This is a genomic window from Gallalistipes aquisgranensis, assembly GCF_014982715.1.
GTDB lineage: Bacteria > Bacteroidota > Bacteroidia > Bacteroidales > Rikenellaceae > Gallalistipes > Gallalistipes aquisgranensis.
In genome coordinates this window covers 2,254,316-2,270,612 of sequence record NZ_JADCJY010000001.1, presented here as the reverse complement: position 1 = coordinate 2,270,612, position 16,297 = coordinate 2,254,316, and the positions used below count along the sequence as shown (strand labels likewise).

The following is a 16,297-nucleotide window of genomic DNA, read 5'->3' as shown; positions in this document are numbered from 1 at the left end:
GGACACCCGGCCTGCCGGGCGGTCCGGTTATTCCAGTTTCATCAGGTCCTGCCCGATGTCGCCCCGGCGGTAGAGACCCTCGTAGCGGATGCCGGAGATGGTGCGGTAGCTCTTTTCCAGTGCCTCGGCGATGCTGTCTCCCAGCGAGGTGACGGCCAGCACGCGCCCGCCCGCGGTGACGGTTTTCCCCCCTTTGACGGCGGTGCCGGCGTGGTAGACGATGCTCTCGCAGGGCGTGTCGAGCCCCTCGATGGCGAATCCCTTCGTGTAGTCGCCCGGATAGCCGCCCGAGACGCAGACCACGGTCGTGGCCGTGCGCGGGTCGATCTTCAGCCGGTAGCGGTCGAGCGACCCGTGGGCCATGCCCTCGAAGAGCTCCATGATGTCCGATTCGATGCGCGGGAAGACCACCTCGGTCTCCGGGTCGCCCATGCGGACGTTGTATTCGATGACGTAGGGCGTTCCGCCCACATTCATCAGGCCGATGAAGATGAATCCCTTATAGTCGATCTTCTCTTTCCGGAGCCCCTCCACGGTGGGTTCCACGATCGTCGTGCGCACCTTCTCCATGAAGACGTCGTCGGCGAACGGAACGGGCGATACGGCGCCCATGCCGCCCGTGTTGAGGCCCGTGTCGCCCTCTCCGACGCGCTTGTAGTCCTTGGCTACGGGGAGAATCTTGTAGTGGGCGCCGTCGGTGGCCACGAAGACCGAACACTCGATGCCGTCCAGGTACTCCTCGATCACCACCGTGTTGCCCGCGGCGCCGAACTTGCCTTCCAGCATCCGGCCCAGTTCCTCCTTCGCCTCGTCGAGCGAGGGGAGGATCAGCACGCCCTTGCCGGCGGCCAGCCCGTCGGCCTTGAGCACGTAGGGTGCCTTCAGGGTCTCCAGAAAGCGGCGTCCTTCATCGAGCGTCTCCTTCGTGAAACTGCGGTAGGCGGCCGTGGGGATGCCGTGGCGGGCCATGAAGGCCTTGGCGAAATCCTTGCTCCCTTCGAGCCGGGCCCCTGCGGCCGACGGACCGATCACCGGAATGTGGTGGATGTCGCTGTCTTCGTGGAAAAAGTCGTAGATCCCCTTGACGAGGGGCTCCTCGGGCCCTACCATGACCAGGTTGATATTGTTGGTGAGGACGAACTGTTTCAGCGTGCCGAAATGGGTGGGCGAGAGTTCCACGTTGGTACCCAGCGCCGCGGTTCCGGCGTTGCCGGGTGCGATGTAGAGGCGTGCGGTGCGGGGGCTGAGCGAAATCTGGCGGGCGATCGCGTGTTCGCGGCCGCCGGAGCCCAGGAGTAACACGTTGACGGATTCGGGTAATTTCATTGCGTATGGCTTAATGTGTGTATGTTGTGTTGTATGGGTCAGTCTGCCAGAAAGGGTTTGAGCAGGGCGTTGAGCTTGTCGTGCTCCACCAGGAACCCGTCGTGCCCGAAGGGCGAGCTGATCAGGTGCAGCCGGGCGCCGGGGATGTGGCGGTAGAGGTATATCTGCTCCGATACGGGGAAGATGATGTCCGACGAGATGCCCACCACCAGCGTGGGGCAGGCGATCTGGCCGAGGGCGCTCTCGATGCCGCCCCGGTAGCGGCCCACGTTGTGGGAGTCGAACGCTTGCGTGAGGCGGTAGTAGGAGTAGGCGTCGAAGCGTCGGCAGAGCTTGTCGCCCTGGTACTGCTGGTAGGTGGTGGCGCGGAAACCGGCCACCTTGTACATCGTGTCGTTCTCCTGCTGGGTGGCGTTGTAGGCCGAGGAGCCCCGGTAGCTCAGCAGGCCGATCGACCGCGACACGCGCATGCCCTTCATCCCGGCGTCGGGCTCGGGCCGTCCGTAGGTGGCGTCGGCCTCGATGGCCATGCGCTGCGATTCGTTGAAGGCGATGGCCCACGGCTGGCTGCGGGCGGCGGTGGCGATCAGCACCAGTTTCTCCGCGATTCCCGGGCGCGAGAGGGCCATCTCCATCGCCTGGAACCCTCCGATCGAACTGCCCACGATGGCCCGCATGCGGCGGATGCCGAGGTGGTCGGCCAGCAGCAGGTGGGCGGCGACCATGTCGCGCACGGTGATGAAGGGGAACGTGTCGTAGTAGGGGCGGCCCGTGGCGGGATTGACGCTCAGCGGCCCGGTCGAGCCGTAGTGGGAGCCGATGATGTTGGCGCACACCACGAAATAGCGCCTCGGGTCGAGAAACCGGCCCTGCTCCACCGAGTGGGGCCACCAGTCGGCCACGTCCGAATTGGCCGTCAGGGCATGGCACACCCAGATCGTATTGTCCCCTTTCGGTTTTCCGAAAGTGTGGTATGCGATGGTGAGTTCGGGAAGTTCCTCCCCGTTTTCGAGCCGGAAGGGCTTGTCGTATTTGAAATAGCGGACAGGCATCGGTTTTCTGTTCCCGCAAAGCTACGCAATTTTTCCAAAAATCCGGCTCTCCCCGCTCCGGAAAATCGCGGCGGTTCCGAAAAGATTCACCGTTGCGCCGACGAGAGGAAGGCTTCGCTCCGCAGGACCATGTTCTCGCGCAGGTTCACCGCATAGAGCCACGAATCCATGAAGTGGAGGTTGCCCAGCGGGAAGAGCTCCCGGTACTCCTCGGCGTAACATTCGCGGGGGTCGATGTCGTCGCAGATCAGGTAATGGTCCTCGATGCGGGCGCCGGTCGTGTAGCCGGGCACTTCGTCGTAGGAGTCCGTGCCGGGATTGTAGCGGATGATGCCCCGGTGCTCGGCGCGGGAGGCGGGGGTGCCGTCCGTGCGCCAGTTGAGGGGATTGATGCAGACCGCCGAACGGTCCATCAGGGGCGAGCGGGCCGCCGGGTCGGTGAGCGAGTTGTAGAGGACGATCACCCCCGTGTCGTCGGGACCCGCGGCCGGGCGCAGGCGGTCGGGATAGCGTCCGAGCTCCTCCCGGGTGATCTGGTAGCCGATCAGGTAGGCGGCCACCATGCGGGAGCGCCGGGCCTCGCTCATGCCGTGCTTGAGCAGGTCGATCAGCACGGCCGATCCCTGGCTGTGGCCCAACAGCAGGAACGGACGTCCGCCGTTGAGGTGCTCCATGTAGTAGTCGAAGGCGCGGCGGATGTCTCCGCGGGGAATGTCGCTCCGGGCCTCCACCGCCTCGGGTCCGGCCTCGTAGACGGCCATGGTGATCTGCCGGTAGTAGGGGGCGAAGAAGTTGAACCGCCCGGCCGCGTAGGCTTCCCGGTTGAACCGCTGATTGGCCACGGCGGCCTCCCGTTCGCGCGGCTGGTCTACGTTCGTGTATTCGAGCACGTTGCCGTGTTCGTCGGTGGGAACGGTCCCCACGGTGGGGTAGACGTAGAAGATGTCCACCGCCCGGTCGGGGGCGGAGAGCTCGTACCAGTAGGTCGCGTCGGCATAGTCGGGGGCCGGGGGGACCGTCCCGCCTCCCTCCTGTTTCCCGCAGGCCGCGAGCAGCGGCAGGAGCAGCAGGAGGATCGTTCGGAGTGCTTTCTTCATGGTCGTGTATGGTTTTCGGTGCCGGGTGGAGTTCCCGCACGTTGCGAAATTACACAATTTTCCGGACAACTCCGGTCGGTCGCGGCTCGTTCCGGCCGTTCCGGCCGGGCAGCCGGTGAGGGTCGGATGGAGCCGGTATCTCCGCATGGGGACGGACGCACCCGCGAAGACGGCGAGGTGCGCCGGGCCGATGAGGTTCTCCCGGTTCATCGGCAGAAGGATGGCCGCAACCGGGGTCCCGGCGGTGCGGTCAGCTGCGGTTGAAGATGTTGAACCGGGCGAAGATGCGGTTGCGGCGGCTGAGCATCAGCACGTCGGCGAGCAGCAGGAGCAGCGCCGCCCCCACCAGGTACTGGAACTGTTCGTTGAACTCCTCGAAGATGGTGGAGGTGAGCTTCTTCTTCTCGGTCTGGTTGATCTTGGCGATGATCTCCTCCAGCCCGATGCTCTTGTTCGTGGCCCGGATGTAGGCACCGCCCGTGGAGAGGGCGATCTCCTCCAGCGAGGGCTCGTCGAGCTTCGAGACCACCATGTTGCCCTGGTCGTCCTTCAGGAATTCTCCGCCGATCTGGATCGGGGCCCCCTCGGGGGTGCCGATACCGATCGTGTAGATCTTGATACCCTGCTCGGCAGCCCGTTTCGCCGCGGCCAGGGCGTCGTCCTCGTGGTTCTCTCCGTCCGAGATGACGATCAGCACCCGGCTCCCCTCGCTGCCCGAGGAGAAGGAGCTGGCGGCCAGGTCGATGGCCGCGCCGATGGCCGTGCCCTGCCGCGAGACCATCGTGGGCGAGAGCTGGGCGGCGAAGTTGCGGGCCGTCACGTAGTCGGCCGTGATGGGGAGCTGCACGTAGGCGTCGCCGGCAAAGGCGACCAGCCCCACGCGGTCCTGGCGGAGCCCTTCGAGCAGGCGGTTGATGGCGAATTTGGTGCGTTCGAGCCGGTTGGGCTCGAAGTCCTGTGCCAGCATGCTGTTGGAGACGTCCACCGCCAGCATGATCTCGATGCCCTGCCGCGTCACCTCGCGCAGTTTCGAACCGAACTGCGGGCGGGCCAGCGCCACGACCAGCAGCCCGAGGGCCGCGAGACAGAGGATGAACTTGTTGCGCACGCGCAGGGGCGATGCGTCGGGCATGAGCGTGCGGACGGTCTCCGGTTCGCCGAAGCGGGCCAGCCGCCGGCGGTAGAGCCGGGCGGCCCAGAGGTAGCCGCCGATCAGCAGCGGGACGAGGATCAGCAGCCAGAGGATATGGGGGGATTCGAATCTGAACATGACGTGCGGGTGTTAGGGGATCTGGCGGAGCCAGATGAACTTGGTGAGGAATTCGGCTACCAGCAGCAGGACGGCCGCCAGCAGGAACGGGGCGAACCGCTCGTGGTAGCGGGTGAAGTTGTCGACCTCGACCCTGGAGCGTTCCAGCTGGTTGATCTTGTCGTAGATCGCGGAGAGGGTCTTGTTGTCCGTGGCCCGGAAATACTCGCCCCCGGTCTCTTCCGCGATCCGGGTGAGCACCTCCTCGTCGATCTCCACCTTGGCCGGGACGAAGGAGATGTTGCCCCAGATGTCCACGGCCGGATAGGGGGCCGTGCCCATCGAGCCCACGCCCACGGTGTAGACACGGATGCCGTACTCTTCGGCGATTCCGGCCGCGGTGAGGGGGGCGATCTGCCCCACGTTGTTCACGCCGTCCGTGAGCAGGATGATCACCTTGCTCTTGGCGTCGCTCTCCCGCAGGCGGTTGATGGCCGTGGCCAGACCGGTGCCGATGGCCGTTCCGTCGTCGATCATGCCGCTCTGCACCTGCCCCAGCAGGTTGAGCAGCGACTTCTTGTCGGTGGTCAGCGGGCTCTGCGTGAAGCTCTCCCCGGCGAAGATCACCAGCCCGATCCGGTCGTTCGGACGGTCCACGATGAACTTGGCGGCCACCTCCTTCGCGGCGCCGATGCGGTCGGGGTCGAAGTCGCGGGCCAGCATGCTGGTCGAGACGTCGAGCGCCAGCACGATGTCGATGCCTTCGGTGGTGGAGCGGCTGTTGCTCTCCGAGCTCTGCGGACGGGCCATGGCCACGGCCAGCAGCGCCACCGTGCAGCAGCGCAGCACGAAGGGCAGGTGCCGCAGCCGGTAGCGCAGGGTCTTCGGGGCCCCTTTCACCCCGTCCAGCGTGGAGATGCGGAGGGTGGCGCCCCCCTGCCGGTTGCGGTAGACGTAGTACCCGATCATGGCCGGCAGCAGGAGCAGCAGCCAGAGCAGGTGCGGATTTGCGAAACGTATGATATCCATGACGTACTTCTCTCTTTACCAGTTTTTACCCGAACGGCCCACGGCCTTCGCCTTCTGCGCGTTGACCTTTTCGCGGGTCTTGTTCTCCTCGTTCTGCATGGCCTGGAGCATCTGGTCGGCCTCTTCGCGGCTCATGCCGCCTTCGCGCGGCTGCCCCTCCGAAGGGTCGGACTTCCCGGGCTCCTGACGGTTCCTGTCCGGATTCTCTCCGCCCTGCTGCCGGTCGGGGTCGTTCTTCTCCTGCCCCTTCTTGTCCGGGTCTTTCCGGTCGTCTCCGCCCTGCCGGTTCTTGTCCTTGTCGTTTTGATTCTGGTCGTTTCGGTTTTGGTCGCCTCCGCCCCCGCCGCCGTTCTTGTCCTTGTCGAGCAGCTTCTTGGTGTAGGCCAGGTTGAACTTGGCCTGCTCGTCCCCGGGGTTCAGACGCAGGGCGTTCTTGTAGGCTTCGAGCGCCTGCTCCAGCTGGCGCTGCTGGAACAGGGCGTTGCCCGTGTTGTAGAAGGCGCCCGCCGCACGCTCCGTCTGCGTGGAGTCGGCGGCCAGCTGCCCGTACACCTGCGCGGCGTCGGGGTAGCGTCCCTGCCGGTAGAGGGCGTTGCCCAGGTTGAACTGCGCTTCGTAGGAGCCGGGCGTCTTCTCCAGCGCCCGGCGGTAGGCCGCCTCGCTCTCCACGTAGTTGCTCCGTTCGTATGCCTCGTTGCCCGAACGGACGTATCGGCGTTCGGGATATTTCTGTGCGTGGAGCCCCGCCGAACAGAACAGGGCGGCCAGCGTCATGACTGCGATCCGTTTCATCGTTCCTCCTCCTTTCTCGGTTGGGGTGCGGGGGGCGGCACAGGCCGCTTCTCAGGCGTTCCGTCGCCTGCCGTGCCCGGTGCGGACGCCCCGGATGCGGGGAGGGCCGCCTCTCCTTCCGCGGCCGGCGCGGCGGAAGGGGCCTTCCTGTCTGCCGGGGTGACCGGCTCCACCGGAGTGTCGGGACTTTCGATCGCCGTCTCGGTGGCCTCCTTGGTCTCCTCCACGAAGTAGTAGGCGCTCAGGTAGGAGCTCTCGTTCTCCTCCGCTTCGGGGACGTGCTTGGCGAATTTCACTAGGTCGGCCGTGCGCAGCAGGGCGTTCAGCTCCCCGGCGCTCCTGGCCGGGAGGTCGAGCCCGCGGACGGCCTCCATGATCTCGTCCGAGGTCATCTCCATGGCCCGCACGCCGAAACGTCCCGTGAGGTATTCGCGCAGGATGTCGGTCAGCCGCGTATAATAGAGCTTATGCCGGTTGTTCTGCCACACCTTCTGGTTGTGGAGCGCCTCGAGCGCCTTGATGGCGATCACGTGGGGCGGCTCCTTGGGCTTGGGCCCCAGGCCCGGCAGCCGGCGGCGGTACTTCACGAGGAGCCATGCGAGCACGCCCAGTACGGCGGCGCCCAGCAGCCCCCAGAGCACGTAGCCGCTGATCTCGCCCGGCCGGAAGGGGGTCTCCATCGGGGGCAGGATGTCGTAGATGGTCTGAGTCGCGGTGTCGATCTGGTAGGTGCCCACGAAGAGGTTGAGCGAGTCGCGCGAGTAGAGCGTGTCGGTGATGTTCTTGTCCATGTAGAGCATCGGGAAATGCCCCATGCGGTAGATCCCCTCGTCGAAGGAGATGAGCCGGTAGCTCTTGCCGAGGGTCACGCGGCGGCCCTCCCGGGCGAGCGTGTCGCAGGCGCTCTCCTCCATGATCTCGACCACGTCGCCCAGCTTGTTGTTGTCGAACTGGGGGAAGCCGATCTGCTGCACGATGTCCTTCTCGACCTCGACCCTGAGCAGAAAGGCGTCGCCGATCCCCACGCTGTCGGGCTCGAAGCGGGCGCGGACGACGGGGGCTCCCTCCGCCGCCTTCCCGGCCCCGGAACCGGCCGGGGCGTTCTGCGCCTCCGCCGCGAGCGCGCCTGCGGCCAGCACCGCCGCGAGCGCCGTGCGGATCGTAAAATGCGGTATGTTCGTTACGGACATAGTCTTTGTATGTCGATAAAATAAGGTTTCGTTTCTGTGCCGGACGCTTCCCCGGCGGAGGGGAGGCGTCACCGTTTCTTGAAGAGCTTGATGAGCGACTTCACGTAGTCCTCGCCCGTGGCCACCGACACGCTGTCCACGCGGCTGCGCCTGAGCGTGGTGTCGATCGCGCGGCTGCTCTCCTCCCAGCGGCGGCGGTAGGTGTCGCGCACGGTGCGGGAGGAGGTGTCCACCCACGCCTTGCGGCCCGTCTCCGCGTCCTGCAGCTCCACGATGCCCACGTCGGGCAGCTCCGTCTCCCGACGGTCGTAGATGCGGATGCCCACCAGGTCGTGCTTGCCCGAGGCGATCTTGAGCGCCTCCTCGAAGGCGCTCTCGCCCTCCTTCGTGTCGAGGAAGTCGGAGAGGATGAAGGTCGTGCAGCGCTTCTTGATGAGGTTGGTCAGGTAGCGCAGGGGCTCCGAAAGGGAGGTGGTGCGGTGCTCGGGACGGAACTCGATCAGCTCGCGGATGATCATCAGGATGTGGGAGCGCCCCTTTTTCGGCGGGATGAACTTCTCCACGCGGTCGCTGAAGAAGATACAGCCCACCTTGTCGTTGTTCTCGGCGGCGGAGAAGGCCAGCACGGCGGCGATCTCGGTGATGGTGTTCTTCTTGAGCTTGTCCGTGGTGCCGAACAGGCGCGATCCGCTGACGTCCACCAGGAGCATCATGGTGAGCTCCCGCTCCTCCTCGTAGGTCTTGATGTGGGGCTTGCGGCTGCGGGCGGTGACGTTCCAGTCGATGTCGCGGACGTCGTCGCCGATGCGGTACTCCCTCACCTCGCTGAAAGCCATGCCGCGCCCCTTGAAGGCGCTGTGGTAGTGCCCCGCGAAGATGTCGTTGGAGAGGCCGCGCGTCTTGATCTCGATCTTGCGGACCTGTTTGAGTATGTCGCTGCTCGTTTCCATGGCCGGGGAAAGGGATTAGGGTACCTCCACCTTGTTCAGGATCTCGGTGATGATCTCCTCGCTGTCGATGTTCTCGGCTTCGGCCTCGTAAGTGAGCCCGATGCGGTGGCGCAACACGTCGTGGCATACGGCCCGCACGTCCTCGGGGATCACGTACCCGCGGCGCTTGATGAAGGCGTAGGCCTTCGAGGCCCTGGCCAGCGAGATGCTGGCACGGGGCGAGCCGCCGTAGCCGATGAGCGGCGAGAGCGAGGCCAGCCCGTACTCCTGCGGCTCGCGCGTGGCGAAGATGATGTCCACGATGTATTTTTCGATCTTCTCGTCCATGTAGACGTCGCCGACCACTTCGCGGGCCTTCACGATGTCCTCGGGCGAGATCACGCGGTTGGGCCGGGGAAGGCCGCCGCCCAGCAGGTTCAGGCGCACGATGTCGCGCTCCTCCTGCTTCTTGGGATAGGTGATCCGGGCCTTGAGCATGAAACGGTCCACCTGCGCCTCGGGCAGGGGGTAGGTCCCCTCCTGTTCCAGCGGGTTCTGCGTGGCCAGCACGAGGAACGGCCGGGGCAGGGGATAGGTCTGGTCGCCGATGGTCACCTGGCGCTCCTGCATCGCCTCGAGCAGGGCGCTCTGCACCTTGGCCGGCGACCGGTTGATCTCGTCCGCCAGCACGAAGTTGGCGAACACGGGACCCTTCTTCACGGTGAACTCCTCGCTCTTCTGCGAGTAGATCAGCGTACCGATCAGGTCGGCGGGCAGCAGGTCGGGGGTGAACTGGATACGGCTGAACTTGGCATCCACGGCCTGCGCCAGCGTGGTGATGGCCAGCGTCTTGGCCAGCCCGGGAACGCCTTCCAGCAGGATGTGCCCGTTGGAGAGCAGGCCGATCAGCAGGGTGTCCACCAGATGCTTCTGGCCCACGATCACTTTGCCCATCTCCATGTTCAGCGTGTCGACGAAGACGCTTTCGCGTTCGATGCGCTCGTTGAGTTCCTTGATGTTGATTACCTCACTCATAACTCTGTTTATCTTGTTTTCGGTTTGTCCGGTCTCCGCGTTCATAACGAACGGAAGGCAAAGTTATTATAAAAAAAAGAAAATTACTCCCGCTTTTCACATTTTTCGTTCGTAACTTTGCGCCCAAAACGGAAACGAAGTGTCGGATTACATAAAGAACCTGAACGAGGCCCAGCGTGCCGCCGTGGTCCATTTCGAGAAGCCTTCGCTGATCGTGGCGGGCGCCGGATCGGGCAAGACCCGCGTGCTCACCTGCCGCATCGCCTACATGCTCGAGCAGGGGGTCGCCCCCCACACGATCCTCGCCCTCACCTTCACCAACAAGGCCGCCGCCGAGATGCGCGAGCGGATCGCCGCGCTGGTGGGACAGGCCCGCAGCCGCTACATCTGGATGGGGACCTTCCACAGCATCTTTTCGCGCATCCTGCGCGCCGAGGCCGCCTCGCTGGGCTACCCCCAGTCGTTCACTATCTACGACACGGCCGACAGCCGCAATGTCATCAAGACCATCGTCCGGGAGCTCTCCCTCAGCGACGAGACCTACAAGCCGGCGGCCATCCAGGCCCGCATCTCGCTGGCCAAGAACAATCTGGTGACGCCGGAGGCCTACGAGGCCAACGCCGCGCTGGTGGGCGAGGACCGCGAGCGGAAGGTGCCCCAGCTCTGCGAGATATACAAACGCTATGCCGCTAGGTGCCGGGAGTACGGGGCGATGGACTTCGACGACCTGCTGCTCAACATCAACATCCTGTTCCGCGACTTCCCTCAGGTGCTGGCCAAGTACCAGCAGATGTTCCGCTACATTCTGGTGGACGAGTACCAGGACACCAACTACGCCCAGTACATCATCATCCGGCGGCTGGCCCAGCACCACTCCAACGTCTGCGTGGTGGGCGACGACGCGCAGAGCATCTACTCGTTCCGCGGGGCGAAGATCGAGAACATCCTCCGTTTCCGCAACGACTTTCCGGGGGCGGAGATCTTCAAGCTCGAGCAGAACTACCGTTCGACGCAGACCATCGTGAACGCCGCCAACAGCGTGATCGGGAAGAACCGCAACCAGATCAGGAAGGAGTCCTTCTCCGAGGGGGCCAAAGGCGAGGCGATCAAGGTGCTGAAGGCCTACACCGACCAGGAGGAGGCGTCGCTGGTGGCCGACGAGTTGCGGGCCCGGGTGCGCGACAGCGGGGCCGACTGGAGCGAGGCGGCGCTGCTCTACCGCACGAACATGCAGTCGCGCGTGATGGAGGAGGCGCTGCGCCGGCGGGGTATTCCCTATAAGATATACGGCGGTCTCTCCTTCTACCAGCGCAAGGAGGTGAAGGACCTGATCGCCTACATCCGGCTGGTGGTCAACCCGAAGGACGACGAGGCGTTCCGCCGCATCGTCAACTATCCGGCCCGGGGGATCGGCGACGTGACCCTGAACCGGATCGGCGAGGCGGCCGCCGCCCACGGGGTGAGCCTCTGGGAGGCGGTTTCGATGCTGCCGGCCGACGATCTGGCGCTGAAGTCCGGAGCGGGGAGGAAGGTGGGCGAGTTCGTGGAGCTGATCCGTTCGCTGTCGCTGATGCGGGCCACCACCGGCCTGTACGACATGGGGCTGGAGATCGCCGCGCGCTCCGGGATCATCGGGCTCTACAAGATGGAGAACACGCCCGAGGCGATGAGCGCGCTCGACAACATACAGGAGCTGCTCAACTCGATGAAGACCTTCGAGGAGCAGCGCGAGGAGGAGCTGCGCATGCAGGAGTCCTCGCCCGAAGAGGCGGAGGGGCTGCCGGAGGGGGCCGGGGTGCAGGTGTCGGGTCCTCCCACACTGGAGGAGTGGCTCCAGAACGTGGCCCTGCTCACCGACGCCGACAACGAGAAGCCCGACGAGCGGAACAAGGTGACGCTCATGACCGTCCACAGCGCCAAAGGGCTGGAGTTCCGCTTCGTCTTCATCGTGGGGCTGGAGGAGAACCTCTTCCCCAACCTGATGGGGATGGGCACGCTCGAGGGGCTGGAGGAGGAGCGGAGGCTCTTCTACGTGGCCCTCACGCGGGCGAAGGAGGCGGCGGTGCTGACCTTTTCCGAGACACGTTTCAAGTGGGGCAACACGGAGTTCTGTCGCCCGAGCCGCTTCCTCTCGGAGATCGACCCGAAATACCTGGACATCGCCTTCGACCTGGAGGGCCCCGGCGAAGGCGGGGAGGAACACCCCGTCGAGGGAGCCCGGCGGCGTTTCGCCGAACGGGAGTCCGGCGGAGCCCCGGCGGGCCGTTACGGAGCTTCCCGGGAGGGGTACGGCGGCGGTGCGGCGCGCGGTGGGTATGCCGGGCGCGACGGCCGTTCGTCCGCCGACCGCGAATACAATACGCAGCGGGGCGAGGCGGCCCGGCGGTGGGTCAGTCCCCGGCCGGGCGGAGGATCGCCCGCGGCCCCGCGGCCCGTGGAGAGGGTGGAGGTGCCCCGGCCGCAGGTGGGCGAGGGGACCCGCTTCAGGAGCATGGGCGTGCGTGCCGCCTCCCCGGCCGTGGAGGGCGACGTGCCTCCGAGCCGCTTCTCCGCACCCTCGTCCGGAACGGCGGCCTACGCCGAGGGAATGACGGTCGAGCACGGCAAGTTCGGCCGGGGCCGGATCGTGGCCGTGGAGCGCGCCTCGGACGACGTGAAGCTCGTGGTGGAGTTCGACGGCGCCGGACGCAAAACCCTGCTGAGCAAGTTCGCGCGGCTGACGGTGATCGGCTGACGCGGAACGAACCGGAAAGAACGGAAGGATGAAAGGACTGTTTTTCATACTGCTGGCCTACCTGGCGGGCGACCTGCTCGCCGCGCTGCTGGGCGGCTTCCTGCCGGGCAGCGTGCTGGGCATGCTCGTGCTCTTCGCGGCGCTCAGGAGCCGCGTGGTGCGGGCGGAGGAGGTGGCGGGGATCGTGAACCTGCTGCTGGACAACATGATGCTCTTTTTCGTGCCCGTGGGTGTGGGCCTGATGACCACCTATTCGATGATCGGGGGCAACCTCTGGGCCATTCTCGTCTCGCTCGTGGTGAGCACGGTGCTGGTGATCGTCGTGGTGGGCCGGGTGCAGCAGACGGCCGGGTCGCTCCATCCGCGCCGCTATATGGCCGTGCGCCGGGCCGGCCACTCCGTGGGCCGCTGGCACCGGGAGCCGTCGGAGGGGGATTCCCGGGCCGCCGGAGAGGAGGGAAAGGAGGTACGGCCATGACCGCGCTGCTGGACGGCTGGATTTCGGAGCCGCTCTTCCTGCTGACCCTCACGGTCGGGGTCTACTGGGGGGCCGTCACGCTCTACCGACGCACGGGCTGGAGCGTTCTCCACCCGCTGCTGGTCTCGATGGTGGTCATCATCCTCTTCCTGAAATGGACCGGCGTGGACTACCGGGCCTACTACGAGGCCAACGGCATCATCAACTTCATGCTGGGCCTCTCGGTGGTGGCGCTGGGCTACCTCCTGCACGAGAATTTCGAACAGATCCGCGGCAAGGAGCTCTCGATCCTCTTCTCCGTCTTCGTGGGCAGCGTGCTGGGGGTGGTGAGCGTGGTGCTGATCGCCCGTTGGCTGGGCGCGGGACACGCGATCGTGGCCTCGCTCCAGCCCAAGTCGGTCACCACGCCGATCGCGCTGGCCGTCTCGGAACATTCGGGCGGGATTCCGGCCCTGACCTCCGTGGCGGTGATCGTGGCGGGCATCTTCGGGAGCATCTTCGGCCCGTGGCTGCTCCGCACGGCCGGGGTGAAGCAGAGCGTGGCGCGGGGGCTGGCCATGGGCGCCGCCTCGCACGCCATGGGCACGGCCAAGGCCATGGAGCTGGGGGCCGTGGAGGGCGCCATCGGGGGCGCGGCCATCGGGCTGATGGGCGTGGCCACCTCGCTGGTGATCCCGGTGATCGAATCGGTCATGTGACACATCCATTTTAACTCTCGAACGATATGACGATCAAAGAGCGTTACGAAGGGGTGATCGCCTACTTTTCGGAGGCGATGCCCTCGGCGGGTTCCGAACTGCACTACACGGACCCGTTCCAGTTGCTGGTGGCCGTGATCCTGTCGGCCCAGTGCACCGACAAGCGGGTGAACATGACCACTCCCGCGCTGTTCGAACGGTGGCCCGACGCGGCTTCGATGGCCACGGCCACCCAGGACGACATCTATCCCTACATCCGCAGCATCTCCTATCCCAACAACAAGGCGAAGAACCTGGCGGCCATGGCCCGGATGCTCTCTTCGGAGTTCGGGGGCGTGGTGCCCGACGACGTGGAGCAGCTGCAGCGGCTGCCCGGCGTGGGCCGCAAGACGGCCAACGTGGTGGCCTCGGTCATCTACAACAAGTTCGTCATGCCGGTCGACACCCACGTCTTCCGCGTGTCGGCCCGCATCGGCCTCACCCGCGGGGCGAAGACCCCGCTCCAGACCGAGCTGCAGCTGACCGATCACATCCCCGCCCCGCTGCTGCCCGTGGCGCACCACTGGCTCATCCTGCACGGGCGCTACGTCTGCACGGCCCGCAAACCCCGATGCGGGGAGTGCGGCATCCTCCGCTGGTGCCGCTACGGACAGGCGGCGGCCCGGAAGGCGGCCGCCGGGGAGAAAAAAGAGGCTCCCGTGTCGAAATAGTGCCGCAAAGGGGAGCGGCCTCGGAAAATTTTTCGTAGCTTTAGGTCCTGTCCGGATTTTCGCCGGGCTTCCGCCGGTGCCGTCTCCCTTTCCGGGGACGGAGCTGCGGGAGGCCGGGGAGGGTGCGGACGGCTTTTATCCGGTTCCGATCCATGAAATCGCTATGAAAAAAGTGTGGTACTGCCGCCTGCTGCCTCTGATCGCAGCGGGCGTTTTGGCCGCGGGTTGCGGCAAGGAGGAGGTCTCCGGCGGGGGAGACGGTTCCGCTCCGGCGGACGGCGAACTGAACCGCTGGGTCTACAAGGTGATGAAGGTGAGCTATCTCTGGAACGGGGAGATCACCCCGTCGCCCGACTATTCGCTCGGCTACGAGGAGTTTTTCCGCTCCCTGCTCAAGAGGCCGGTGCCCGGGAGCTATTCCTTCTCGGGCCTCGGTCTCCTGCCTTCGGGCGAGCCGCACGACGGTACGGTGGAGTCGTTCGGTTCCGTCTGGTCGCCCTACTCCTATATCCGCTCCGTGGAGCCGGCCGTGCGCTCGGTGTCGGGCACGCGCTCCTTCGGGTTCGAGTTCCAGATATACGGATTCCGCTCGACCGGCGGGACCCTCGTCTTCGCGCAGGTGCTCTACACGGTGCCGGACTCCCCGGCCGACCGGGCGGGCCTGCGGCGCGGCGACTGGATCATGGAGGTGGACGGCGTGGCCTTCACCGATTCGAACTACGCGGACCTCGCCCGGAAGCTGCTCCCCGGTTCGGGAAGCGCACAGGCCGAGGTGACGGTGGTGCCGATCGAATGCACTCCCGCGGGCCGGCTGATCGTCCGTGACGACACGCCGCAGAAGGTGAGGCTGACGGCCGGGGCCGTGGACGACAGTCCGGTCCACCTCCATGCGGTGCACGAGGTGGGCGGCCGCCGGGTGGGCTATCTGGTCTACAACGGTTTCGACCGCGGACGCGACCCCTCGACCTTCGAGGACGATTACGACGACCGCACCTACGACGATGCGCTGAAGGAGGCGCTGCGGGAGATGGCCCCCCTCGACGACCTGGTGCTCGACCTGCGCTACAATCCGGGCGGCTACGCTCTCTCGTGCCAGCTGCTGGCCAGCATGATCGCCCCGGCGGACCGGGCCGGGACGGTGTTCAACCGGGTGCGCGACAACGCGGGACGCTATACGGACGAACGCTTCCTCACCCTATCCCAGATGTCCGAGGGGAATTTCACCGGCGGGGAGGGCGTCTGCCTCGGGCTGGATCGGCTCTGGGTGCTGGCCTCTTCCCGCACCGCCTCGGCCAGCGAGGTGCTCGTCAACGGGCTGCGGGGCGCGGGCGTCGCGGTGCACCTGATCGGTAAGCGGACCGAGGGAAAGAACGTGGGCTCCTACCTCTTCGACCGGACCACCACGGCCGGAACCCCCTATGCCGGGGGTGTGTTCGGAGGGACGGAGTACTATATCCGTCCGATCTGCTTCCAGAACTTCAACGCCCGGAACGAGTCGGACTTCGCCAACGGCTTCCCGCCCGGCACGGACGCCGCCGGCAGCGAAGCCTACGAGGCGGACGAACTGCCCGATCCGGTGGCGGGCGAGGAGTTCCGTCTCCCCCCGCTGGGCGACCTCTCGGAGCCCCTGCTGGACCGGGCCCTCTCGCTGATCTCCGGCGGAGAGACCCTTTCTGCCGTTCCGGTGCGCAGCGGCAGAGAGGGGAGCGGGTTCCGCGAACTGCCCTTCTCGTCGCTCGACCGTAAGGCGGCCGGGGGATACGTGCGCACGGCGCTTCCCGGAGAGTGATTTTCGGCCCCTCTTCCCGCTCCGTCCGGAACGCGGTCCGGGGTGCCCTCCGCTTCTGTCTCCGTTCCCCCCGGAGGGAGTATTTCCGTTCCGGAGTGCGTCCGTGACATCAAAAAAACTTGCCGGAACCCCTGTCTCCCGCCTTTCCGGACGGGCGGAAGGCGGTCCGTCCGGGAAATCGTGCGGGGA

General features: G+C 65.9%; 13 protein-coding genes and 1 pseudogene. 5 read left to right on the top strand and 9 right to left on the bottom strand.

Annotated features, from left to right (window positions below; all coding sequences use genetic code 11):
* Window positions 1-27 precede the first annotated feature (27 nt).
* The 9 genes and pseudogenes from purD to INF32_RS09150 form a co-directional block, all read right to left on the bottom strand.
* A complete protein-coding gene (gene purD / locus INF32_RS09190) occupies window positions 28-1,326 on the bottom strand; it encodes a phosphoribosylamine--glycine ligase (RefSeq protein ID WP_226388038.1) in 1,299 nt (432 codons plus the stop codon).
* A gap of 38 nt (window positions 1,327-1,364) precedes the next feature.
* On the bottom strand, window positions 1,365-2,378 hold the full coding sequence (locus tag INF32_RS09185) for a homoserine O-acetyltransferase family protein (RefSeq protein WP_226388037.1): 1,014 nt from the start codon (window positions 2,376-2,378) through the stop codon (window positions 1,365-1,367).
* An 86-nt stretch (window positions 2,379-2,464) separates the two neighbouring features.
* Window positions 2,465-3,475: a DUF3089 domain-containing protein gene (locus INF32_RS09180; RefSeq protein ID WP_226388036.1), complete on the bottom strand. Its 1,011-nt coding sequence runs from the start codon at window positions 3,473-3,475 to the stop codon at window positions 2,465-2,467.
* Window positions 3,476-3,725: 250 nt separating this feature from the next.
* Window positions 3,726-4,745, bottom strand: a complete 1,020-nt coding sequence (locus INF32_RS09175; protein WP_226388035.1) for a VWA domain-containing protein — start codon at window positions 4,743-4,745, stop codon at window positions 3,726-3,728.
* Window positions 4,746-4,757: 12 nt separating this feature from the next.
* Window positions 4,758-5,744 (bottom strand): vWA domain-containing protein, encoded by a 987-nt coding sequence (locus tag INF32_RS09170; protein ID WP_226388135.1) that lies wholly within the window; start codon window positions 5,742-5,744, stop codon window positions 4,758-4,760.
* A gap of 24 nt (window positions 5,745-5,768) precedes the next feature.
* Window positions 5,769-6,545 (bottom strand): tetratricopeptide repeat protein, encoded by a 777-nt coding sequence (locus INF32_RS09165; protein ID WP_226388034.1) that lies wholly within the window; start codon window positions 6,543-6,545, stop codon window positions 5,769-5,771.
* Window positions 6,546-6,718: 173 nt separating this feature from the next.
* Window positions 6,719-7,705: pseudogene (locus INF32_RS09160) on the bottom strand (hypothetical protein); the annotation flags it as partial.
* Window positions 7,706-7,803: 98 nt separating this feature from the next.
* Window positions 7,804-8,685, bottom strand: coding sequence for a DUF58 domain-containing protein (locus INF32_RS09155; protein ID WP_226388032.1), 882 nt, complete (start codon window positions 8,683-8,685; stop codon window positions 7,804-7,806).
* Window positions 8,686-8,700: 15 nt separating this feature from the next.
* Window positions 8,701-9,699 (bottom strand): AAA family ATPase, encoded by a 999-nt coding sequence (locus INF32_RS09150; RefSeq protein WP_226388031.1) that lies wholly within the window; start codon window positions 9,697-9,699, stop codon window positions 8,701-8,703.
* 139 nt (window positions 9,700-9,838) lie between these two features.
* Between INF32_RS09150 and INF32_RS09145 the strand changes: the two genes are divergently transcribed.
* The 5 genes from INF32_RS09145 (at window position 9,839) to INF32_RS09125 (ending at window position 16,108) form a co-directional block, all read left to right on the top strand.
* Window positions 9,839-12,433, top strand: coding sequence for an ATP-dependent helicase (locus INF32_RS09145; RefSeq protein WP_226388030.1), 2,595 nt, complete (start codon window positions 9,839-9,841; stop codon window positions 12,431-12,433).
* A gap of 28 nt (window positions 12,434-12,461) precedes the next feature.
* A complete protein-coding gene (locus INF32_RS09140; protein ID WP_226388029.1) occupies window positions 12,462-12,911 on the top strand; it encodes a CidA/LrgA family protein in 450 nt (149 codons plus the stop codon).
* A complete protein-coding gene (locus tag INF32_RS09135; RefSeq protein WP_226388028.1) occupies window positions 12,908-13,609 on the top strand; it encodes an LrgB family protein in 702 nt (233 codons plus the stop codon). The genes INF32_RS09140 and INF32_RS09135 overlap by 4 nt, the downstream gene beginning before the upstream one ends.
* Before the next feature lie 26 nt (window positions 13,610-13,635).
* On the top strand, window positions 13,636-14,319 hold the full coding sequence (gene nth / locus INF32_RS09130; protein ID WP_226388027.1) for an endonuclease III: 684 nt from the start codon (window positions 13,636-13,638) through the stop codon (window positions 14,317-14,319).
* A 163-nt stretch (window positions 14,320-14,482) separates the two neighbouring features.
* Entirely contained in the window at window positions 14,483-16,108 is a 1,626-nt protein-coding gene (locus INF32_RS09125) for a S41 family peptidase (protein WP_226388026.1), read from the top strand.
* The last annotated feature ends 189 nt before the right edge of the window (window positions 16,109-16,297 follow it).

Bases quoted from the DNA above. Each gene is read 5' to 3' on its own strand.
- purD (WP_226388038.1), bottom strand. From the start codon at position 1,326: ATGAAATTACCCGAATCCGTCAACGTGTTACTCCTGGGCTCCGGCGGC.
- INF32_RS09185 (WP_226388037.1), bottom strand. From the start codon at position 2,378: ATGCCTGTCCGCTATTTCAAATACGACAAGCCCTTCCGGCTCGAAAAC.
- INF32_RS09180 (WP_226388036.1), bottom strand. From the start codon at position 3,475: ATGAAGAAAGCACTCCGAACGATCCTCCTGCTGCTCCTGCCGCTGCTC.
- INF32_RS09175 (WP_226388035.1), bottom strand. From the start codon at position 4,745: ATGTTCAGATTCGAATCCCCCCATATCCTCTGGCTGCTGATCCTCGTC.
- INF32_RS09165 (WP_226388034.1), bottom strand. From the start codon at position 6,545: ATGAAACGGATCGCAGTCATGACGCTGGCCGCCCTGTTCTGTTCGGCG.
- INF32_RS09155 (WP_226388032.1), bottom strand. From the start codon at position 8,685: ATGGAAACGAGCAGCGACATACTCAAACAGGTCCGCAAGATCGAGATC.
- INF32_RS09150 (WP_226388031.1), bottom strand. From the start codon at position 9,699: ATGAGTGAGGTAATCAACATCAAGGAACTCAACGAGCGCATCGAACGC.
- INF32_RS09140 (WP_226388029.1), top strand. From the start codon at position 12,462: ATGAAAGGACTGTTTTTCATACTGCTGGCCTACCTGGCGGGCGACCTG.
- INF32_RS09135 (WP_226388028.1), top strand. From the start codon at position 12,908: ATGACCGCGCTGCTGGACGGCTGGATTTCGGAGCCGCTCTTCCTGCTG.
- nth (WP_226388027.1), top strand. From the start codon at position 13,636: ATGACGATCAAAGAGCGTTACGAAGGGGTGATCGCCTACTTTTCGGAG.
- INF32_RS09125 (WP_226388026.1), top strand. From the start codon at position 14,483: ATGAAAAAAGTGTGGTACTGCCGCCTGCTGCCTCTGATCGCAGCGGGC.